The sequence below is a fragment of the Nonomuraea sp. C10 genome (genome assembly GCF_008017515.1).
Classification (GTDB): domain Bacteria; phylum Actinomycetota; class Actinomycetes; order Streptosporangiales; family Streptosporangiaceae; genus Nonomuraea; species Nonomuraea ferruginea.
Map to the genome: position 1 here is coordinate 1618333 of NZ_VPFF01000003.1, position 18953 is coordinate 1637285.

Consider the following 18953-nt stretch of genomic DNA (forward strand, 5'->3'; position numbering starts at 1 on the left):
TACTCTATGCATGAAATCCGAACTGCTCCTGCGCCCGGTCTTCCACCGACTCGAGCACCGCATCCGCGCGCACGTGCTGATCTGCTGGCTGGCCCTGCTGCGGACCCGGGTCGCCGAGCGCGGATGTGGGTAAAGATAGCCCCGGATCAACCGCGAATTGTCCCGTCTGTCCCAGGTAACCCTCGCCGGACCGGCTGGAACCGTCGTCCACACGACCCCGCTACGACCCGTACAACGAGCCGTCTACAGACACTTTCCATCACGCCGCCAGCCCGGGGCTCCGTCTTCGAACCGGCCTGACCCGACTGGCGCGTGGCTGCGGAGGGCGTAGGCACACGACCCTCTACGGTCCTGCACGCCTTCCCCCAGGTCAACCCTCAATTTCGGGCTCACGTGTGACTACCGACTGCGGAACCCGGAGTTCAGACATACGGTCAAACGATCGAGGGCCTGACCGCTGTCTCCAGCGATCAGGCCCTTGACCTGCTACTGCACTGTCGGGGTGGCGGGATTTGAACCCACGACCTCTTCGTCCCGAACGAAGCGCGCTGCCAAGCTGCGCTACACCCCGGTGCACACCGTCTTGCATGTGCGTGGAAAGTCTAGCCGACTTCGCGGGTGCTTGTGACCACTCGGCCCCGCCTCAGCGCCGGGGCACGAGGGTGAGCAGGGACGCCTCCGGGAAACAGGCGAAGCGGGCCGGGGCGTACGGGCTGGTGCCGAGGCCGGCGGACACGTGGAGCCAGGAGGAGTCGTGGCGGCTGAGGCCCTTGACGCGCTTCCTGTCGATGCCGCAGTTGGTGACCAGGGCGCCGTAGAACGGGATGCAGAGCTGGCCGCCGTGGGTGTGGCCGGCGAGGAGGAGCTGGTAGCCGTCGTCGGCGAAGCGGGTCATGTTGCGCGGCTCGGGTGAGTGCATGACGCCGAGGCGGAGGTCGGCGTCGGCGGGGGCGGGGCCGGCCACGAGGTCGTAGCGGTCGCGGGAGATGTGGGAGTCGTGGATGCCGGCCACCGCCACGTCGAGGTCGCCGACCTTGACGCGGGCGGTGGTGTTGTTCATGTCGAGCCAGCCCTCGGTGGCCATGCCGGCGCCCAGCTCCTCCCAGGGGAGCGACGGGGTGTGCTGGCGGCGTTCGTTGCGCGAGGTGCGCCAGAGGTAGCGCAGGGGGTTCTTGGGCTGCGGAGCGTACAGGTCGTTGGAGCCGTACACGAACAGGCCGGGGCGGCGCAGCAGGGGCTCCAGGGCGTGCAGGAGCGACGGGACGGCGTCGGGGTGGGCGATCGAGTCGCCGGTGTTGACCACCAGGTCGGGCTCCAGCGCGCCGAGGGAGCGCACCCAGTTGATCAGCATGGTGCGCCGGGGCGTCAGGTGCAGGTCGGACAGGTGCAGGATCCGTACGGGGCGCTGGCCCCGCGCCAGGACCGGCACGTCGAACCGGCGCAACCGGAACGAGTTGCGCTCCACGATCGACGCGTAGGCCACGCCGGCCACGCCGAGCCCGAGCACTGACAGCGGCACTGCGACTGCTTTCCTCACCTCTTCATGATGCCCGACATCCGGCACGGGCCGTCCGCGCACGCGGCAAGATGGACCGCATGAGCGGACTGAAAGACAAGCTGAAGGCCGACCTGACGGCCTCGATGAAGAATCGGGACGAGCTCCGGCTGCGGACCATCCGGATGGCCCTGGCGGCGGTGAACGTCGAGGAGGTCTCCGGCAAGGCGGCGAGAGAACTCACCGACGCGGAGATCATCAAGGTGCTGACCCGGGAGGCCAAGAAGCGCCGGGAGGCGGCGGAGGCGTTCGGCAACGCCGGCCGCGCCGAGCAGGCGCAGGCGGAGCGCGACGAGGAAGCGGTGCTGGAGGAGTATCTGCCCGCCCAGTTGTCCGACGAGGAGCTGGGCAGGCTGGTCGACGAGGCCGTGTCCGAGACGGGCGCCTCGGGCCCGCAGGCGATGGGTCAGGTCATGAAGGCGGTCAACCCGAAGGTCGCCGGACGGGCGGAGGGTGGCCGGGTGGCCGCCGCCGTGCGCGCCAGGCTGGCGGGCTGACGTCGTGGCTGGACGGGCCTCCGGTGGCGAGGGCCCGTCCGTCAGTCAGTCGGCCGGCACCAGGCCGGTCTCGTTCCAGTCGCCCCAGCCGCGGTTGTTGTCGCCGCCGCGTCCCCGGTCGCCGCGGTCGTTGTCGCGGTCGAACAGGTCGCGCAGGTCGTCGAAGTCGCGGTCGCCGCGGTCGTCGCGCTCCTTCTTCTTCGGCTTGGGCGCGCACTTGTCGCTGCAGCCGCCGAAGCGGGACCGGTCGGCCGAGTGGAACTTGGCCGGCTCCACGCCCTTGAGCGCGGAGATCATCGATTCCTTCCAGATGGGGCCGGAGATCGAGGCGCCGTACACGTACGAGTAGTAGCGGCCGCCGATGGTCACGCCGATCAGGTTGTGGCTGAAGGCGCCGCGCGGGTCGCCGATGCTGACGGCCGACGAGAGGTTGGGCGTGTAGCCGGCGAACCAGGCGGCGGTGTAGTTGTCGGTGGTGCCGGTCTTGCCGGCGGCGTCGCGGCCGATGCCGCCGACCCCGCTCATCGTGCCCTTGGTGAACACGCCGGACAGGATGGCGCTGACCGCGTCGGCGACCTCCTCGTCCAGGACCTGCTCACACTTGGGCTTGAACCGGGTGACCTTGCCGTCGCGGTCCTTGACCTCGGTGATGGCCAGCGGAGCGCAGTATTTGCCGCGGGCGCCGAGGGTCGCGTAGGTGTTGGCGACCGTCACCGGGTCGACCTCGTTGATGCCGAGGGTGAAGGTCTCGAACTCGCCCAGCTTCCCGCCGTCGGCCCGCTTGAGCCCCATCTTCTTGGCCGTCTTGACGGTGTCGCAGAGGCCGACGGACTGCTGCAGCTTCATGAAGAACGTGTTGACCGAGCCCCAGGTGCCGCTCTCCAGCGTCTTGAAGCCGCCGCCGCCCTCGCTGGAGTTGTTGACGGTGTGGGAGGGGTCGCCGACGCCGTTGCCCTTGCAGTCCTTGAACGAGCTGTAGCCGGTGGCGCGGTAGCCGTTGGGGGCGGGGAAGCCGTCGGCGAACTTCATGCCCTCCGCCAGCGCCGCGGTCAGCGTGTAGACCTTGGCGGTGGAGCCCTGCTGGAAGCCCCGGCCGCCGCCGTGCGCGGCGTCGGCGACCAGGTTGTAGGACATCTCGTTCTTCTTCTTGGAGTTGCCGAACTTGCGTGAGGCGGCCATGGCCTTGATCTCGCCGGTGCCCGGCACGACCATCGCCTGGGCGGCCACCGGCTTGTCCTTGGGGCTCACGTACTTCTTGATGGCCTTCTCGGCGGCCTTCTGCATCTTCGGGTCGATCGTGGTCTTGATCGTCAGGCCGCCGCGCTGGAGGAGCTTGAGGCGCTCCTCGGCGGTCTTGCCGAAGTCCTTGTTGAGGAGGATCTCGTTCTGCACGTAGAGGCAGAAGTACGGGTATGAGCTCTCCTCGCAGCCGCCGGGCATCTCGACGTCCTTCCAGCCCAGCTTCTTCTTCTTGGCCTCGTCGGCCTCCGGGCGGGTGATCGCGCCGACCTCGGCCATGCGGTCGAGCACGACGTTGCGCCGCTCCAGCAGCAGGGCCCTGGACTTGGGGCCGACGTTGGGGTCGGTGCGGGCGGGGTTCTGCACCGCGCCGGCGAGGGTGGCGGACTCGGCGAGGCTGAGCTCGGAGGCGGGCTTGTCGAAGAAGCGCCGGGCGGCGGCCTGGATGCCGTGGGCGCCCGCGCCGAAGTAGGCGATGTTGAGGTAGCGCTCGAGGATCTCGTTCTTGGTGTACTTCTGCTCGATCGCCATGGCGTAGCGCAGCTCGTTGAGCTTGCGTGAGACGGTCGTGGCGGTGGCGGCGGCCCTCTCCTCGTCGGTCTCGGCGGCGTTGACCAGCACTTGCTTGACGTACTGCTGAGTGATGGAAGAACCGCCCTGCGTGACACCGCCGGTGGTAAGGTTTTTGATCAGAGCGCGGGCGGTGCCCTCGATGTCGATGGGCCCGTGCTTGTAGAAGCGGAAGTCCTCGATCGCGATCAGGGCTTTCTGCATGATCGGGGCGACCTTGTCGAGGCTGACCGACTGGCGGTTCTCGAAGTAGAACTGCGCGATCTGCTTGCCGTTCGCGTCGACCAGCTTGGTGCGTTCGGAGAGCGGTGGCTCTTCGAGCTCTTCGGGCTTGAGGTCGAGCGCTCCCACGGCCGACTTGGCGGAGACGCCCGCGCCGCCCACGGCGGGCAGCGCGACGGCGGCTGCGAGCACGCCCGCGGCCACGCCGGCCGTCGTCAGTTTGATGACGTTCAGGATCGGCGCGAAACGATCTTTGCCCTGAGCTTGCACGGTCCCAAGCCTACGTCGAAAGCGTGAGGCTAACGGTAACACCACACCATTTCGCCTTGACTGGTAGGGGTGACTAGTCATTCCCGGTCAAGAGTCCAGCGAGAATTTGGTCCTCTGGGGTCTGTCGGTCCGAAGGTCTCGTTGCGTACGTTCTCCCTGCGGCAACTGAATACGGAGGCTCGGCGCCCGCGCCCGTCGGCCCCAAATGACGACTGACCACCTAAGGGGAGTGGGGTCGAAAATGTGGATCACGGATTGGACCTCCCGTGCCGCCTGTCGAGGTGCGGACCCGGACGCGCTGTTCGTCCAAGGGGCTGCGCAGAACAGGGCGAAGCTGATCTGCCGAGGATGCCCGGTCCGTACCGAATGCCTCGCCGATGCGCTGGACAACCGCATCGAGTTCGGGGTGTGGGGCGGTATGACCGAACGCGAACGGCGTGCGCTGCTACGGCGGCGACCCGACGTGGACTCGTGGCGTGAGCTGCTCGAGTCCGCGAAGGAAGAGTACGAGCGGACCAACGAGCTGATCGCCGGCTGATCGGTCCAGGCGAGGCGCGGCCGGCGAAGACGCCGGCCGCACTCTTATGCCTTCGCCATGAGCTCGCCGATGCGGCGCAGGCCGGCCAGGTCGTGCACGTCCTCGGACATCGCGGCGACCTGGGCGACCGGCACCGTCGGGTGCGCGGTCACGAAGCGGTCCTGCTCCCGGTGCTCGCGAGCGGCGAGTTGCATCCTCCCGGTGTGCAGCCGCAGCACAGCGGCGGTCAACTCGTGCTCGCCCCGTGATTGCAGGTCCTCGGCGGCCGCGGCGCTCCTCACTCCTGAGAGCGTCGCGGCCGGTGACTCGTGCACCCGGTTGACGACCAGGCCGGCGAGGGGCATGCGCTCCTCGGCCAGCCGCTCGACGAAGTAGGAAGCCTCGCGCATGGCGTCGCGCTCCGGCGCGGCGACCACGAGGAAGGCCGTGCCGGGCGCCTGCAGCAGCTTGTACGTGAGTTCGGCGCGCTGCCTGAAGCCGCCGAAGACGGCGTCGAGCGCTGACACGAACGTCTGCAGGTCCTTGATCACCTGGGCGCCGAGCAGTTTGGTCAGCGCGCCGGCGACGAACCCGAACCCGGCGTTGAAGATCCGGAAGGCGCTGCGCCCGCCGGCCTTGGCCGGGGCGGTCAGCAGCCGGATGAACCGCCCGTCGAGAAATCTTCCGAGCCGCTCGGGCGCGTCGAGGAAGTCGAGCGCGGAGCGCGACGGCGGGGTGTCGACGATGATCAGGTCCCACTCGTCGGAGCGGCGGAGCTGGCCGAGCTTCTCCATGGCCATGTACTCCTGGGTGCCGGCGAAGCTCGACGACAGCGACTGGTAGAAGGGGTTCGACAGGATCTGGCGGGCCCGATCCGGGTCGGCGTGCGCCTCGATGATCTCGTCGAACGTGCGCTTCATGTCGAGCATCATCGCGAAGAGCTGGCCGCCGCTCTCGCACTCGACGATGCGGCGCGGGGTGTTGTCGAGCTCGCTCAGCCCCATCGCCTGGGCCAGGCGCCTGGCGGGGTCGACGGTGAGCACCACGGCGCACCTGCCGCGCTCGGCGGCGCGCAGGCCGAGCGCCGCGGCGGTGGTGGTCTTGCCGACGCCTCCGGAGCCGCAGCAGACGATGATGCGGGTGCCGCTGTCGTCGAGGATGGCGTCGATGTCGAGGGTGGCGGGCTTTCTCACGCTGCTCCCTGGGTGCGGATGCTCTCGGCCAGCTCGTACAGGCCCGCGAGGTCGACCCCGTCGGCCAGCAGCGGCAGCTCGTAGCTGGGCCGTTCGGCGGCGGTGAGGGTCTCGCGCTCGTCGCGTTCGATCTCGGTGCGGCGGGCGTGCTCGGCGAGCTCCTCGGCGAGCGCCTCGGCCAGGGCCTTGGCGTCGCCGCCGGTGGCCAGGCCGGCGGCCTCCAGACCGGCGACGAGCTCGGCGGTGTCGACGCGGCCCTTGACCGCCTTGTCGAGGACCGGCTGGGGGAGGAGCGGCTCGCGCACCATGTTGATGAAGACGCCGCCGGGGGGCAGGCCGGCCGCCTGAAGATCGGCGAGGCCGTCGAGCGTTTCCTGGACGGGCATTTCTTCCAACAAAGTCACGAAATGCACCGCTGTTTCCGGGCTTTTCACGACGCCTCGTACGAGATCGGAATGGTTCTTGATGGGGCCGACCCTCGCCAGGTCCGCGACCTCCTCCGTGACGTTCAGGAAGCGCGTGATGCGGCCCGTCGGCGGCGCGTCGAGGACCACCGCGTCGTAGACCCGCTTGCCGTCCTTGCCGCGCCGGCGCACCGCCTCGCTGGTCTTGCCGGTGACCAGGACGTCGCGGAAGCCGGGGGCGATCGTGGTGGCGAAGTCGAGCACGCCCATCTTGGTCAGCGCCCGGCCCGCCCTGCGCATGCCGTAGAACATCTCCAGGTATTCGAGCATGGCCTCCTCGGGGTCGACGGCCAGCGCGTAGACGTCGCCCCCGTCGGGGGCCACCGCGATGCGGCGCTCCTCGTACGGCAGCGGCGGCAGGTCGAAGATCTGGGCGATGCCCTGCCTGCCCTCCACCTCGACGAGCAGCACCTTGCGCCCGCCCGAGGCGAGGGCGAGCGCGAGAGCGGCGGCCACCGTCGTCTTTCCGGTGCCGCCCTTGCCGGTGACGACGTGCAGTCGCACACCGTCCCAATCCGTGTCCCGAGAGTCCACGATTCGAGGCTACCGAACGGTCATTTGACGCAAGCCCACGAGTGCCCCGGAGATTGCTCACACTACGCTGATGGCCATGAAGAAATGGGAGTACCTCACGGCTCCGGTGCTGATCCACAACACCAAGATGATCCTCGACAACTTCGGCTCCGACGGCTGGGAGCTGGTCCAGATCCTTCAGGGCGCCACGCCCGAGCAGCTGGTCGCCTACTTCAAGCGGGAGAAGCAGTGACTCCGGAGCAGAAGATCGCCGACCTCGGGCTGGAGCTGCCCGAGGTGGTCGCGCCGCTGGCCGCGTACGTGCCGACCGTGCGGACCGGCAACCTGGTCTACACCTCGGGCCAGGTCCCGGTGGTGAAGGGCGAGGTGCGGTTCACCGGCAAGCTCGGCGCCGACGTCACCGTAGAGGACGGCCAGGAGGCGGCCAGGATCTGCGCGCTCAACGCGCTGGCCGCGCTGAAGGCGGAGGTCGGTGACCTGGCCGAGGTCAAGCGGATCGTCAAGGCCGTGGTGTTCGTGGCCAGCGCCCCCGACTTCACCGGGCAGCCGCAGGTCGCCAACGGGGCCAGCGAGCTGCTGGGCGAGGTGTTCGGCGAGGCCGGCAAGCACGCGCGCAGCGCGGTCGGGGTGGCGGCGCTGCCGCTGAACGTCCCGGTCGAGGTGGAGCTCATCGCCGAGGTGTCCTGAAAGCCGGATATGTCACTATGACCGAGTGATGTTCTAGTTGGAGGTCATCGTGGCTGGTCTTCGGTTCTCTCGGGAACACGCCGAACACATCAGAGACGTGCTGTCCGGGCGTGTCGCCCCGGTCCGCGCGCGGGACGCCGCCACCGTGGCGCTCTTCCGCGCGGGCCGGGCGGGCGGCATCGAGGTCTACCTGCTGCGGCGCAAGGCGACCATGGCCTTCGCCGCCGGCGCGTACGTCTTCCCCGGCGGGTCGGTCGACCCGCGCGACACCGACCAGGCCGTGGCCTGGGCGGGGCCGTCGCCCGCCGAGTGGGCGCGGGCCTTCCGCGCCGACGAGGCGGTGGCCAGGGGCCTGGTGTGCGCGGCCGTACGCGAGACGTTCGAGGAGTCGGGGGTGCTGCTCGCCGGGCCCGGCCCCGAATCCGTGGTCGCCGACACCCGGGGCGACGACTGGGAGGCCGACCGGCTGGCCCTCATCGACAGGAGCCTCGGCTTCGCCGACTTCCTCGCCAAGCGCGGCCTGGTGCTCCGGTCCGACCTGCTCAAGCCGTGGGCCCACTGGATCACGCCCGAGGCCGAGACGCGGCGTTTCGACACCCGCTTCTTCGTCGCCGTGCTGCCCGAGGGCCAGCGCACCCGCGACGTGGGCGGCGAGGCCGACCAGGTCGAGTGGCGCCGCCCGGCCGAGGCCCTCGCCATGGCTGACCGGGGCGAGATCTTCCTGATGCCCCCCACGTACCGCACCCTCGGCGACCTGGCCCGCCACGACGGCGTGGAGTCGGTGCTGGGCGAGCGGCGGGAGATCGTCACCGTGCTGCCCAGGGTCGTGGAGGTCGACGGCGAGTTCCGGCTGGAGTCGGCATGAGCGGCCTGCACATCCCGCTCGACACGCCCGACGGGTCGCGCACCGCGCACGCGGAGAACCTCCTCGCGCCCAACCCGTCGATCATGACGCTCGACGGCACCAACACGTGGGTGATCGGCGGCCGGGAGGTCGTCGTGGTCGATCCGGGGCCCGACGACGAGGCGCACCTGCTCCGGGTCCGCGACCACCTGGGGGATCGCCGGGTGACCCAGATCCTGCTCACTCACGGGCACTTCGACCACAGCGGCGGGGCCAGGCGGTTCGCCGGGCTCGTCGGAGCGCCGGTGCGCGCCCTGGACCCGCGCCACCGGCTGGGCGACGAGGGGCTCGCCGACGGTGACGTGGTCGTCGTGGACGGGCTGGAGATCCACGTGTACGGCACGCCCGGCCACTCGGCGGACTCGCTCTGCTTCTGGCTGCCGGAGGACCGGGCCATGCTGACCGGCGACACCGTGCTCGGCCGGGGCACCACGATCATCGCGGGGGACGGCGGCCTGGCCGACTATCTGCGCAGCCTGGACCGGCTCAGGGCGGCGGCGGAGAGCCTTGAGGCGCAGGCCCTGCTGCCCGGGCACGGCCCCGTGCTGCCCGACCCGATCGGCGCGCTCGACAGCTACATCGCGCACCGGCGGGTGCGCCTCGACCAGATCAGGGAGGCGCGGCGGCAGGGCGCGCGCACGCCGCGGGAGATCGTACGGATCGTGTACGCGGACGTCGACAGGTCGCTCTGGCCCGCGGCCGAGATGTCGGTGCGGGCCCAGCTCGACTATCTGGACCGGTTGTAGAGCCGGTCGTGGTCGAGGATCACCACGGCCTTGGCCTCGATGCGCAGCCAGCCGCGGTGCGCGAAGTCGGCCAGGGCCTTGTTGACCGTCTCGCGGGAGGCGCCGACGAGCTGGGCCAGCTCCTCCTGGGTGAGGTCGTGGTGGACGCGCATGCCGTCGTCGGTTTTGGTGCCGAACCGCTCGGCCAGGTCGAGCAGCTGCTTGGCCACCCGGCCGGGCACGTCGGTGAACACCAGGTCGGCCAGCACGTCGTTGGTGCGGCGCAGCCGCTGGGCGAGCGCCCGCAGCAGGTGGAGCGCCACCTCCGGGCGGCCCGTCAGCCAGGGGCGCAGGTCGTCGTGGCCCAGCCCGGCCAGGCGCACCTCGGTCAGCGCGGTCGCGGTGGCCGTGCGCGGTCGCGGGTCGAACAGCGACAGCTCGCCGAACATCTCGCTCGGGCCGAGCACGCTGAGGACGTTCTCCCGGCCGTCGGGGGAGGTGCGGGAGAGCTTGACCTTGCCTTCGAGCACGACGTAGAGCCGGTCGCCCGTCTCGTTCTCGTGGAAGATCGTCTGCCCTTTGGACAACTGGACCTCGGTGATGCTCGTCCTGAGCGCCGCGGCGCTCTCCCGGTCGAGCGCGGCGAACAGGGGGGCCTTGCCCAGCACGTCTTCGGTGTTCACTCTGCCTCCTCTGCTGCCATTGTGACGCACACCACTCCGGGCGGCACACCTGGCGAGCCAGGCTCGCCCGGGGGTGCCGCTCAGCGGCTGGATGAACCGCGTGCCGGGCTCGAAATGGTTCCCCCCACGACGAGCCGTGCGATCCTCCTGCCGAAGTGTACGAACAAAACCGTCAACATGCTTACTCATCCCCCGCTCAGAGCCCTCCAGTCCGTTACATACACCGATAAAAACGGCCCAATCCCCCGAAGAGGGGATTTATGATCTTCCTTCTCATGGCTGGCTCCCTCGTACGCGGAAAGAAAGCGTCATGTCCCGGGAAGCGGCGGGTGGCCATACCCTTGCGGCATGGCGACGAACGTGGCGGGCGCCCGCGGACGCAAGCCGGAGACCCGGCTGGGGCTGGTGCGGCGGGCCAGGAAGATGAACCGGATCCTCGCGGACACCTACCCCGACGCTCACTGCGAGCTCGACTTCACCAACTCGTTCGAGCTGCTGGTCGCCACCGTGCTGTCGGCGCAGACCACCGACGTGCGGGTCAACCTGACCACGCCCGCGCTGTTCGCCAAGTATCCGACGCCCGACGACATGGCCGCCGCCGACCCCGAGGACCTCGAAACGATCATCAAGCCGACCGGGTTCTTCCGGGCGAAGACCCGCTCGCTGATCGGGCTGGCCAAGGGGCTGCGCGACCGCTTCGGCGGCGAGGTGCCGCGCAAGATGGACGATCTCGTCTCGCTGCCCGGCGTCGGCCGCAAGACCGCCAACGTGGTGCTCGGCAACGCCTTCGGGGTGCCGGGGCTGACCGTCGACACCCACTTCCAGCGGCTGGTGCGCCGCTTCGGCTGGACCGAGGAGGCCGACCCGGTCAAGATCGAGCAGGTGGTCGGCGAGCTCATCCCCAAGCGCGAGTGGACCGTCTTCTCCCATCGGATCATCTGGCATGGCCGCCGCATCTGCCACGCCCGCAGGCCCGCGTGCGGCGTCTGCCCGCTGGCGGCGCTCTGTCCCTCGTACGGCACCGGCCCGACCGCCGTCGAGGAGGCGCGCAAACTGGTGCGTTCTGGTCCCTTCTCCTGAGCGGGGAAGTTCGGTGATCCCCGCGGTGTTGGAGAAGTCGTGACCGAGGTGCCCCACTGGCTTGACCAGCTCGCCGCGAACGCCGTACAGACCCGTGTCCCCCCGGGGCTGCGCCCGCCTGTGCGGGGCGGACGCAGGGCGGCGGTGCTGGCGCTGTTCGGCGACGGCCCCTACGGCCCCGACGTGCTGCTGATCCAGCGCAGCACGCGCGGACGGCGGCACCCCGGCCAGCCGGCGTTCCCCGGCGGCGGCGTCGACCCCGAGGACGACGGGCCGATCGGCGCGGCGCTGCGCGAGGCCGAGGAGGAGACCGGCCTCGACCCGCGCGGCGTCACCGTCCTCGCCACCATGCCCGAGCTCTACCTCTCCCACAGCGACAACCGGGTCACCCCCGTGCTCGGCTGGTGGCACGACCCGTGCGCGGTGCACGCCGCCTCGCCCGACGAGGTCGACTCCGTCGAGCGGGTGCCGGTGACCGAGCTGACCGACCCGGCCAACCGCCTCATGCTGCGCCACCGGGCCGGGCTCGCCGGGCCGGCCTTCCGGGTGCGCGGGATGCTCGTGTGGGGGTTCACCGCGGCGGTGCTCGACGGGCTGCTGCGCGAGGGCGCGCTGGAGCTGCCGTGGGACCGCGACCGGGTGGAGGAGATCCCGCCCGAGGTGCTACAGCTCGCGGCCCGTGGCTAGCGCCACGCCGAGCGAGGCCCAGCCCGCCACGTCGGCGTCGGCGTCCAGGGTCAGCGAACGCAACGCGGCCAGCCCTGTACGGTCGGGTGGGTCGCCCAGCACGTGCTGCAGCGCGTAGGCCGCCCCGTACCTCACCCGCGGGTCGCGATGGGCGGCCAGGTCGATCACCGACGGCAGCGAGCGCGGGTCCCCGAGATGACCGAAGGCGATCAGCACCGAGTACAGCACCACCGCGTCGTCCTCGCTGGCCGCCAGATAGCGCAGGATCGGCAACGCGCGGTCCACGTACGCCCCCAGCAGGCCCAGGATGTCGACGCCCAGCAGCCGCTCGGCGGTCCCGTCGGCGGCGCACAGCCGCCGGGCCTCGATGAAGCACTCCAGATCGCCGCGCTCCCGCAGCCGGCTGATCATCTGCCAGCGCACCGGCCCGTCCGGGTCGGTGTCGCGCAGAGCTGCCTCGATGAGACCACGAACTGTTCCCTCGAACGGCGGCATGCGGATCACGTTAGCCACGGGCCGCGGGCGGTCCTGGCAGAAGACATGCACACTTGACCCAGACCCTGGTTAGCTTTGAAGCGTGCGCGGTGATCTGCTTGACCTCATATTGATCGGCCTCGTGATCGCTTTCGGGATCTCGGGATACCGGCAGGGCTTCATCATCGGGGTGATGAGCTTCGTCGGGTTCGTGGGCGGGGCCGTCCTGGGGGTGTTCATCGCGCCGCCGATCTCCCGCACCGTCGTCGACGGCGACACGCCGCAGGCGCTGCTCGCCATCGTGATCGTCTTCCTGGCCGCGACGATCGGCCAGTTCGCCTCCTCGACCATCGGGGCCGTGGTGCGCTCGCACGTCACGTGGGAGCCCGCCAAGGTGGCCGACGCGGTCGGGGGCACGTTCGCCAGCGCGCTGTCGGTGCTGGTGATCGCGTGGCTGATCGGGTCGCTGATCGTCTCGACCTCGTTCACCCCGCTGGTCGACCAGGTCAAAGGGTCGTTGCTGCTCACCACCGTCGACCAGGCGATCCCGCAGGCCGCGCGCAACTGGCAGCAGCCGTTCAAGAAGTTCATCGACCGCTCCGAGTTCCCGCCGGTGTTCGACGCGATCGGCGCGGGCCAGCTCGTGGACGTCGAACCGGCCCCCCGCAGCATCCTCAAGGGCGCCAAGCTGGAGCGGGCCACCCGCGCCATCGTCAAGGTGCAGGGCAACGCCGAGAGCTGCAACAAGCACATCGAGGGCACCGGCTTCGTCTATGCCCGCGACCGCATCATGACCAACGCCCACGTGGTCGCCGGGGTGACCCGCGACCTGCAGATCGTCGACCACAGCGGCCGGCGCCACGCCGCCACGGTGGTCCGCTACAACCCGCGCCGCGACATCGCCGTCCTGCGCGTCCCGGGGCTCGACCTCCCGGCGCTGGCCTTCAACGGCGAGGCCGAGAAGGGCGACAACGCGATCATCGCCGGCTTCCCGAAGGGCCAGGGCTTCTCCGCCGAGCCGGCCCGCATCCGCAGCCGCATCAACAACGCCGAGAGCCCCGACATCTACCGCGACACCAACGTCACCCGCTCGGTGTACGCGATCCGCGGCCTGGTGCTGCCCGGCAACTCCGGCGGCCCGCTGCTCTCCGTCGACGGCCGGGTGTACGGGGTGATCTTCGCGGCCGCGGTCAGCCAGGAGGAGACCGGCTACGCGCTGACCGCCGACGAGGTCCGCCCGGACGCCGAGCAGGGCAAGAACGACACCAGCCCGGCCGACACCCAGCAGTGCGACTAGGTCAGGTCGTCCGGCTCCGGCAGCTCGGCCAGGATCAGCGCGACCGCCTCGGCGGCGTCGCTGTCGTCGTGCAGGCCGGACGCCGCCCTGCCCACCGCGTCGTACGGGTCGCCGTACGACTGCACCCGGGCAGCGCCGCGGGCGAACAGCGTCAGCGCGCCGCGCGCGTTGCCGCGCTGCAGGTGGGTCAGGCCCACGCAGATCTGCGCGAGGCCCTGCCACAGCTCGCGCTCCTCCTCGGGGGCGCACTTCCAGCGCCCCTCGAACACCTCGTGCGCGCTGAACGGCAGGCCCTCCTCCAGGAACCGGCGGCCGTCGGCGAGCGCCTGCCCGGTGGTGGGCGCGTAGTCGTCGGGCACCCTCGGCATGCCCTCCGAGCCGTACGGCAGCGGCCGGCCGAACGCGTCACGCGGGCGGGCGTTGCGCGGGCGGCCCTCCGGATCTCGGTCTCTCATCGGTCGGGCTCCGGGTCGTCGAGCCAGCCGAGCAGCTCGGTGTCGAACACGTCGGGAATCTCCTCGTGCGGGAAGTGGCCCGCCCCCTCGAACAGCCGCCACCGGTACGGGGCGGCCACGTAGCGGCCCGACCCCTGCGCGGTGCGCGGCAGCGTGCAGGTGTCGAGCGCCCCGTGCAGCTGCAGCGTCGGCGCCTCGACCTCGGTCCGCATGGCCCTGGCGTACCGCCGCCCGTCGGGGCGGAGCTGCGAGCGGCCGAACCACCGGTGATACTCCAGCGCGCAGTGGGACACGGCCGGGATCGTGAACGCCTCGCGATACGTACGCGAGGTCTCCTGGTCCGGCCACCCGGGCCCGGACCAGTCGTCGAGCAGCCTGCCCACCAGCGCGCCGCCGCGCCTGGTCAGCCTGCGCTCGGGCAGCAGCGGAAGCTGGAAGCCGAACGCCCGCCGGCTCGCCCTGAGCTGGCCGAACGGGTCGGTCAGCAGCGCGTTGCGCAGCCGCAGGGGATGCGGGGCGGACACGGTCACCAGCCGGTGCACGCATTTGGGGTCGAGCACCGCCATCGTCCAGGCCAGCAGCCCGCCCCAGTCGTGGCCGACCACGATCGCGCCGGTCTCGCCGAGCGCCTTGATCAGCCCGGTCGCGTCGGCGGCCAGCGTCGGCAGGTCGTAGCCGCGCGGCGGCTTGTCGCTGCCGCCGTAGCCGCGCAGGTCGACCGCGACCGCGCGGAAGCCCGCCTCGGGCAGCGACCTGAGCTGGTGCCGCCACGTCCACCAGAACTGCGGGAAGCCGTGCAGCAGCAGCACCAGCGGGCCGTCGCCGGCCTCCACGACGTGGAACCGCGTGCCCCCCGCGTGCACCGTGCGGTGCGTCCAAGGGCCTTCGATCTGGACGACGGCCTCGTCAGACGCCACCGGGTGTCACCGGCCTCTTGACCGGGACCGGTCGGTCGTCCGCCACCGGGACCTCGTCCGGATGGGCGATCTCCTTGAGGCCCTTCAGCGACCGGGCGGTCCGCTTCATCCCGGCCAGCCCCTTCAGCTTGCGGACTCCGACGTAGACCAGCAAACCCGCGACAAGCAGGTAGAAGACGGTCACGGCGAGGAAGGCCACCCACGTCGGCATCCACTGAGCGAGCACGAAGGCGATCGCGAAGGAGGCGAGGATCAGGCACAGGTGGGCCATGAAGGCGGCGGCGGCGAACAGGCCCCCGGCCGTGAGGACCCGCTTGGCGTCGAACCTGAACTCGGCCTTGGCCAGCTCGATCTCCGAACGGACCAGAGTCGAGATGTGATCGCTCGCCTGGGCGACGAGCGAGCCCAGCGATTCTTCCTCGGGAGTCTGCGGCATGAACGTCTCCTATCGAGGCCTGACGGCCGTGTCAATCATCGTCAGCGGGATGCGACGCCCGCATACCGTATGGGACCCGGCCCCACCGCCGCGTCCCACCCGTGGAGCCCGCCTGACTGCCTCGCCGCCCCGGCCGAACATCCCAGGAACCTGCCCACCACGCGCCCCGCAATCACTCCCAGATCTACCCGATCCGAGAACATAGCGCCGAGCCGGTCCGGCACACGAGCGACCCCCTGCCCGGATGATCCAGGGCAGGGGGTCGCGTACGAGGGCTTCTAGTCTTCGGCCTTGGCCGACGGGAGCTTCTCCGAGATCAGGTTCATCACCGTGCTGTCGGCCAGCGTCGTGACGTCACCGATGCTGCGGTTCTCCGCCACGTCGCGCAGCAGCCGCCGCATGATCTTGCCGGACCGGGTCTTGGGCAGCTCCGGCACCACCAGGATCTGGCGGGGCTTGGCGATCGGGCCCAGCGTCTTGGCCACGTGCGCGCGCAGCTCGGCCGCGATGTCGTCGCTCTCCTCGACCGTGCCGCGCAGGATGACGAACGACACGATGGCCTGGCCGGTCACCGGGTCGGTGGCGCCCACGACCGCCGCCTCGGCCACCTTCGGGTGGCTGACCAGCGCGCTCTCCACCTCGGTGGTGGAGATGTTGTGGCCGGAGACGAGCATGACGTCGTCGACCCGGCCCAGCAGCCACAGGTCGCCGTCCTCGTCCTTCTTGGCGCCGTCGCCGGGGAAGTACATCCCGTCGAACCTCGACCAGTACGTGTCGATGTAGCGCTGGTCGTCGCCCCAGATCGTGCGCAGCATGGCCGGCCACGGCTCACGGATGACGAGGAACCCGCCGCCGCCGTCGGGCACGCTGTTGCCCTGGTCGTCGACCACGTCGGCGACGATGCCGGGCAGCGGGCGCATGGCCGCGCCCGGCTTGGCGTGGGTCACGCCGGGCAGCGGGCTGATCATGATGGCGCCCGTCTCGGTCTGCCACCAGGTGTCGACCACCGGGCAGCGGTCGCCGCCGATGTTCGCGCGGTACCAGACGTACGCCTCGGGGTTGATCGGCTCGCCCACCGAGCCCAGGACGCGCAGGCTCGACATGTCGAACTTGGCGGGGATGTCGTCGCCCCACTTCATGAACGTGCGGATGGCCGTGGGCGCGGTGTAGAGAATCGAGATCTTGTACTTCTGCACGATCTCCCAGAACCGGCCACGGTGGGGCGTGTCGGGCGTGCCCTCGTAGATCACGCTCGTCGCGCCGTTGGCCAGCGGGCCGTACACGATGTAGGAGTGGCCGGTCACCCAGCCGATGTCGGCGGTGCACCAGTAGATGTCGGTCTCGGGCTTCAGGTCGAAGACCGCGTCGTGCGTCCAGGCCGTCTGGGCCAGGTAGCCGCCGGTGGTGTGCAGGATGCCCTTCGGCCTGCCGGTGGTGCCGCTGGTGTAGAGGATGTAGAGGGGGTCCTCGGCGCCGTGCGGCTCGGCGGTGTGCTCGGTGCTCTGGCGGTCGACGACGTCGTGCCACCACAGGTCCTTGTCGCCGAACGCGACGTCCTGCCCGGTGCGCCGGACCACCAGGACCTTCTCCACCTGGGGGCTCTCGGCGACGGCCTCGTCCACGGTCGGCTTGAGCGCCGACGGGGCGCCGCGGCGGTAGCCGCCGTCGGCGGTGACGACCAGCTTGGCGTCGGCGTCGTGGATGCGGCTCTTCAGCGCCGCCGAGGAGAAGCCGCCGAAGACCACCGAGTGGACGGCGCCGATGCGCGCGCAGGCCAGCATGGTGATCGGCAGCTCGGGGATCATCGGCAGGTAGACGGCCACCCGGTCGCCCTTGCCCACACCCAGCTCGCGCAGGGCGTTGGCGGCCTTGCAGACCTCGTCCTGCAGCTCGGCGTAGGTGATCACCCGGGAGTCGTCCTCGGGCTCGCCCTCCCAGTAGTAGGCGACCTTGTCGCCGTGGCCGGCCTCGACGTGCCGGTCGACGCAGTTGTAGGCGACGTTCAGCTCGCCGCCGACGAACCACTTCGCGAAGGGCGCGTTCCACTCGAGCGTGGTGTCCCAGCGTTTGGCCCAGGTCAGCCGTTCGGCGACACGCTCCCAGAAGCCGAGGCGATCCGCGTCCGCCTCGGCGTAAGCGGCGGCGGTGACGTTCGCGGCCGCCGCCAGCTCGGCCGGTGGCGCGAACCGGCGGTTCTCCTGTAGCAAGTTGGACAGGGCCTGGTTCTCTTTGCCAGGGGTCTCCGGGGCCACCTTCGCGCTCCTTCTAGGGCCAGATCGGGTAGGTCATGTCCCACTTCACCAGGTCACAGCACACCCACACAAGAGGTCTAGACAGGTCTGTACCGTTCGGCGCAGGAAGTCGACAGCTTGCCGATTTGAATGACAAAAGCTATTGAAACGTTGTCATCCTGAAATGTCCTGCTTGGAGCGCGCCAATTGGAGGCGGCTTTATGGGCCCCGCGAGGGTGATCCTCTACCCGCGGGTATGGTCGATATCCGTGAGTGACCCATTGGCCGCCCTCGCGCGGCTTCCCGGTGTGTCCGAAGCGGTCGACGCCGCACGGGAGGCCGTCGACCGGCTCTACCGCCACCGCGTCCTGCGCCGGGCGAGCCCGGCCGTGTCCACCGAGTCGTCGCTGCGCGGCGCCCGCGCGTCCGCCGCGATCGAGGGCGCGGACGTCCCGCTCGACGCGCTGCGCAGGGACGAGGCGCACGACCCGGTCGTCCAGGGGGCGCTGCGCGCCTCCGCGGAGCTGGGCCGCCTCGGGCCGACCTGGCGCAAGGCCCCCAGGCAGGTGCTGGCCCGCCTGCACACCGTCGCCGCGGCCGGACTGACCGGCCAGGAGGCGCTGGGCCGGCCCCGGACCGCCGACTCCGCTCCCGACCCGCTCGGCCTGGGCGCGGCGCCGTCCGCCGAGGAGACCGCGGCCCGGATGGAGCGCCTGATCTTGCTGATGGACGGCGCCACCAAGGCCGCCCCGGCGCTGGTGCTGGCCGCCGTCGTGCACGCCGAGCTGGCGGTGCTGCGGCCCTTCGGCACGGCCGACGGCGTCGTGGCGCGCGCCGCCGAGCGGCTCACGCTGGTGGAGTACGGGCTCGACCCCAAGTCGCTGGTGGCCGTCGAGGTGGGGCATCTGGAGCTGCCGTACGCCGAGGGCTTGCGGGCCTATCTGAGCGGCACACCCGAGGGCGTGGCCCAGTGGATACAGCAATGTGCCTCTGCGGTAAGCCTGGGGGTGCGGGAAGCGGTCGCCATCTGCGAAGCCATGCAAAGAGGCTGAGAAACGTAGCTGACGGCGCCTCTGTCAAGAGACGCCGTCCGCCGGTGCATCACGCCGGGTTACCAAGCGTGCACCTCAATTCGTCGGAGCGGGTCAAGCCCGTCACGACGCGCCTCCCGCGGCTGGTCGCGCGTGGGTACCCGGTTGATGCACCCGGACCACTGGTCCGTGACACCTTTCTATGACGGATCAGCCCTGATGGGAACCCCCGGGAGCAAGACCTTTACCGGAGGTTGGCCGCGTGTCCGGTGTGGCGGATCGGCG

The 18953-nt window shown here is 70.4% G+C and carries 21 protein-coding genes and 1 tRNA gene; 11 read left to right on the plus strand and 11 right to left on the minus strand.

Translation table 11 applies throughout. From position 1 onward, the window contains the following. The first annotated feature begins 10 nt into the window (after window positions 1-10). Complete coding sequence (locus FR742_RS46235; RefSeq protein WP_261809024.1) at window positions 11-133, plus strand: hypothetical protein; 123 nt, start codon at window positions 11-13, stop codon at window positions 131-133. A 364-nt stretch (window positions 134-497) separates the two neighbouring features. Here the strand turns inward: FR742_RS46235 and FR742_RS39305 are convergent. Together FR742_RS39305 and FR742_RS39310 are read right to left on the minus strand one after the other, a co-directional pair. Next, a tRNA-Pro gene (locus FR742_RS39305) sits at window positions 498-571 on the minus strand. A gap of 72 nt (window positions 572-643) precedes the next feature. Beyond that, the gene (locus FR742_RS39310; RefSeq protein ID WP_148036279.1) at window positions 644-1537 is read right to left on the minus strand and encodes a metallophosphoesterase; all 894 of its coding nucleotides are present in this window, start codon (window positions 1535-1537) and stop codon (window positions 644-646) included. A 59-nt stretch (window positions 1538-1596) separates the two neighbouring features. Between FR742_RS39310 and FR742_RS39315 the strand changes: the two genes are divergently transcribed. Further along, window positions 1597-2052, plus strand: a complete 456-nt coding sequence (locus tag FR742_RS39315) for a GatB/YqeY domain-containing protein (protein ID WP_148036280.1) — start codon at window positions 1597-1599, stop codon at window positions 2050-2052. 45 nt (window positions 2053-2097) lie between these two features. On the opposite strand, the gene FR742_RS39320 is transcribed toward FR742_RS39315, so the two are convergent. Beyond that, complete coding sequence (locus FR742_RS39320; protein WP_261809025.1) at window positions 2098-4353, minus strand: transglycosylase domain-containing protein; 2256 nt, start codon at window positions 4351-4353, stop codon at window positions 2098-2100. Between the two features lie 241 nt (window positions 4354-4594). Between FR742_RS39320 and FR742_RS39325 the strand changes: the two genes are divergently transcribed. After that, a complete protein-coding gene (locus FR742_RS39325) occupies window positions 4595-4891 on the plus strand; it encodes a WhiB family transcriptional regulator (RefSeq protein ID WP_148036282.1) in 297 nt (98 codons plus the stop codon). Between the two features lie 44 nt (window positions 4892-4935). Here the strand turns inward: FR742_RS39325 and FR742_RS39330 are convergent, their stop codons facing one another. Both FR742_RS39330 and FR742_RS39335 read right to left on the minus strand, forming a co-directional pair. Further along, window positions 4936-6063 carry an ArsA family ATPase gene (locus FR742_RS39330; protein WP_148036283.1) on the minus strand — a complete coding sequence of 376 codons (1128 nt, stop codon included), beginning with the start codon at window positions 6061-6063 and terminating at the stop codon, window positions 4936-4938. Further along, window positions 6060-7061 carry an ArsA-related P-loop ATPase gene (locus FR742_RS39335; protein ID WP_187281586.1) on the minus strand — a complete coding sequence of 334 codons (1002 nt, stop codon included), beginning with the start codon at window positions 7059-7061 and terminating at the stop codon, window positions 6060-6062. Before FR742_RS39335 ends, FR742_RS39330 begins: the two co-directional genes overlap by 4 nt. 76 nt (window positions 7062-7137) lie before the next feature. On the opposite strand from FR742_RS39335, the gene FR742_RS44920 reads away from it, so the two are divergent. The 4 genes from FR742_RS44920 to FR742_RS39350 are packed head-to-tail and all read left to right on the plus strand — an operon-like array spanning window position 7138 to window position 9398. After that, window positions 7138-7293 (plus strand): hypothetical protein, encoded by a 156-nt coding sequence (locus FR742_RS44920; protein WP_090945153.1) that lies wholly within the window; start codon window positions 7138-7140, stop codon window positions 7291-7293. Then, window positions 7290-7748: a RidA family protein gene (locus FR742_RS39340; RefSeq protein ID WP_148036284.1), complete on the plus strand. Its 459-nt coding sequence runs from the start codon at window positions 7290-7292 to the stop codon at window positions 7746-7748. The genes FR742_RS44920 and FR742_RS39340 overlap by 4 nt, the downstream gene beginning before the upstream one ends. Window positions 7749-7797: 49 nt before the next feature. Then, the gene (locus tag FR742_RS39345) at window positions 7798-8613 is read left to right on the plus strand and encodes an NUDIX hydrolase (protein WP_261809026.1); all 816 of its coding nucleotides are present in this window, start codon (window positions 7798-7800) and stop codon (window positions 8611-8613) included. Next, the gene (locus FR742_RS39350) at window positions 8610-9398 is read left to right on the plus strand and encodes an MBL fold metallo-hydrolase (RefSeq protein WP_148036285.1); all 789 of its coding nucleotides are present in this window, start codon (window positions 8610-8612) and stop codon (window positions 9396-9398) included. The genes FR742_RS39345 and FR742_RS39350 overlap by 4 nt, the downstream gene beginning before the upstream one ends. Here the strand turns inward: FR742_RS39350 and FR742_RS39355 are convergent. Continuing rightward, the gene (locus FR742_RS39355) at window positions 9380-10060 is read right to left on the minus strand and encodes a Crp/Fnr family transcriptional regulator (protein ID WP_148036286.1); all 681 of its coding nucleotides are present in this window, start codon (window positions 10058-10060) and stop codon (window positions 9380-9382) included. The genes FR742_RS39350 and FR742_RS39355 overlap by 19 nt on opposite strands. Before the next feature lie 348 nt (window positions 10061-10408). Here FR742_RS39355 and nth point away from each other — a divergent pair, with 348 nt between their 5' ends. After that, a complete protein-coding gene (gene nth, locus FR742_RS39360; protein ID WP_148036287.1) occupies window positions 10409-11140 on the plus strand; it encodes an endonuclease III in 732 nt (243 codons plus the stop codon). Window positions 11141-11179: 39 nt separating this feature from the next. Next, window positions 11180-11827 carry a CoA pyrophosphatase gene (locus FR742_RS39365; protein WP_148036288.1) on the plus strand — a complete coding sequence of 216 codons (648 nt, stop codon included), beginning with the start codon at window positions 11180-11182 and terminating at the stop codon, window positions 11825-11827. On the opposite strand, the gene FR742_RS39370 is transcribed toward FR742_RS39365, so the two are convergent. Beyond that, window positions 11804-12322 carry a HEAT repeat domain-containing protein gene (locus FR742_RS39370; RefSeq protein WP_148036289.1) on the minus strand — a complete coding sequence of 173 codons (519 nt, stop codon included), beginning with the start codon at window positions 12320-12322 and terminating at the stop codon, window positions 11804-11806. The genes FR742_RS39365 and FR742_RS39370 overlap by 24 nt on opposite strands. An 82-nt stretch (window positions 12323-12404) precedes the next feature. Between FR742_RS39370 and FR742_RS39375 the strand changes: the two genes are divergently transcribed. Continuing rightward, complete coding sequence (locus FR742_RS39375) at window positions 12405-13598, plus strand: MarP family serine protease (protein WP_148036290.1); 1194 nt, start codon at window positions 12405-12407, stop codon at window positions 13596-13598. Here the strand turns inward: FR742_RS39375 and FR742_RS39380 are convergent. The 4 genes from FR742_RS39380 to acs form a co-directional block, all read right to left on the minus strand. Then, window positions 13595-14053 (minus strand): DUF309 domain-containing protein, encoded by a 459-nt coding sequence (locus FR742_RS39380; protein WP_148036291.1) that lies wholly within the window; start codon window positions 14051-14053, stop codon window positions 13595-13597. The genes FR742_RS39375 and FR742_RS39380 overlap by 4 nt on opposite strands. Further along, window positions 14050-14970 carry an alpha/beta fold hydrolase gene (locus FR742_RS39385; protein ID WP_148036292.1) on the minus strand — a complete coding sequence of 307 codons (921 nt, stop codon included), beginning with the start codon at window positions 14968-14970 and terminating at the stop codon, window positions 14050-14052. The genes FR742_RS39380 and FR742_RS39385 overlap by 4 nt, the downstream gene beginning before the upstream one ends. After that, a complete protein-coding gene (locus tag FR742_RS39390; protein WP_148036293.1) occupies window positions 14960-15406 on the minus strand; it encodes a phage holin family protein in 447 nt (148 codons plus the stop codon). Before FR742_RS39390 ends, FR742_RS39385 begins: the two co-directional genes overlap by 11 nt. A gap of 278 nt (window positions 15407-15684) precedes the next feature. Beyond that, window positions 15685-17658, minus strand: coding sequence for an acetate--CoA ligase (gene acs / locus FR742_RS39395; RefSeq protein WP_148036294.1), 1974 nt, complete (start codon window positions 17656-17658; stop codon window positions 15685-15687). A gap of 248 nt (window positions 17659-17906) precedes the next feature. On the opposite strand from acs, the gene FR742_RS39400 reads away from it, so the two are divergent. After that, the gene (locus FR742_RS39400) at window positions 17907-18689 is read left to right on the plus strand and encodes a Fic family protein (RefSeq protein WP_261809027.1); all 783 of its coding nucleotides are present in this window, start codon (window positions 17907-17909) and stop codon (window positions 18687-18689) included. Window positions 18690-18953: the final 264 nt, after the last annotated feature.

Excerpts from the sequence above, each read along its gene's own strand:
- FR742_RS46235 (WP_261809024.1), top strand. The coding sequence starts at position 11 with ATGAAATCCGAACTGCTCCTGCGCCCGGTCTTCCACCGACTCGAGCAC.
- FR742_RS39315 (WP_148036280.1), top strand. The coding sequence starts at position 1,597 with ATGAGCGGACTGAAAGACAAGCTGAAGGCCGACCTGACGGCCTCGATG.
- FR742_RS39325 (WP_148036282.1), top strand. The coding sequence starts at position 4,595 with ATGTGGATCACGGATTGGACCTCCCGTGCCGCCTGTCGAGGTGCGGAC.
- FR742_RS44920 (WP_090945153.1), top strand. The coding sequence starts at position 7,138 with ATGAAGAAATGGGAGTACCTCACGGCTCCGGTGCTGATCCACAACACC.
- FR742_RS39350 (WP_148036285.1), top strand. The coding sequence starts at position 8,610 with ATGAGCGGCCTGCACATCCCGCTCGACACGCCCGACGGGTCGCGCACC.
- nth (WP_148036287.1), top strand. The coding sequence starts at position 10,409 with ATGGCGACGAACGTGGCGGGCGCCCGCGGACGCAAGCCGGAGACCCGG.
- FR742_RS39370 (WP_148036289.1), bottom strand. The coding sequence starts at position 12,322 with ATGCCGCCGTTCGAGGGAACAGTTCGTGGTCTCATCGAGGCAGCTCTG.
- FR742_RS39380 (WP_148036291.1), bottom strand. The coding sequence starts at position 14,053 with ATGAGAGACCGAGATCCGGAGGGCCGCCCGCGCAACGCCCGCCCGCGT.
- FR742_RS39390 (WP_148036293.1), bottom strand. The coding sequence starts at position 15,406 with ATGCCGCAGACTCCCGAGGAAGAATCGCTGGGCTCGCTCGTCGCCCAG.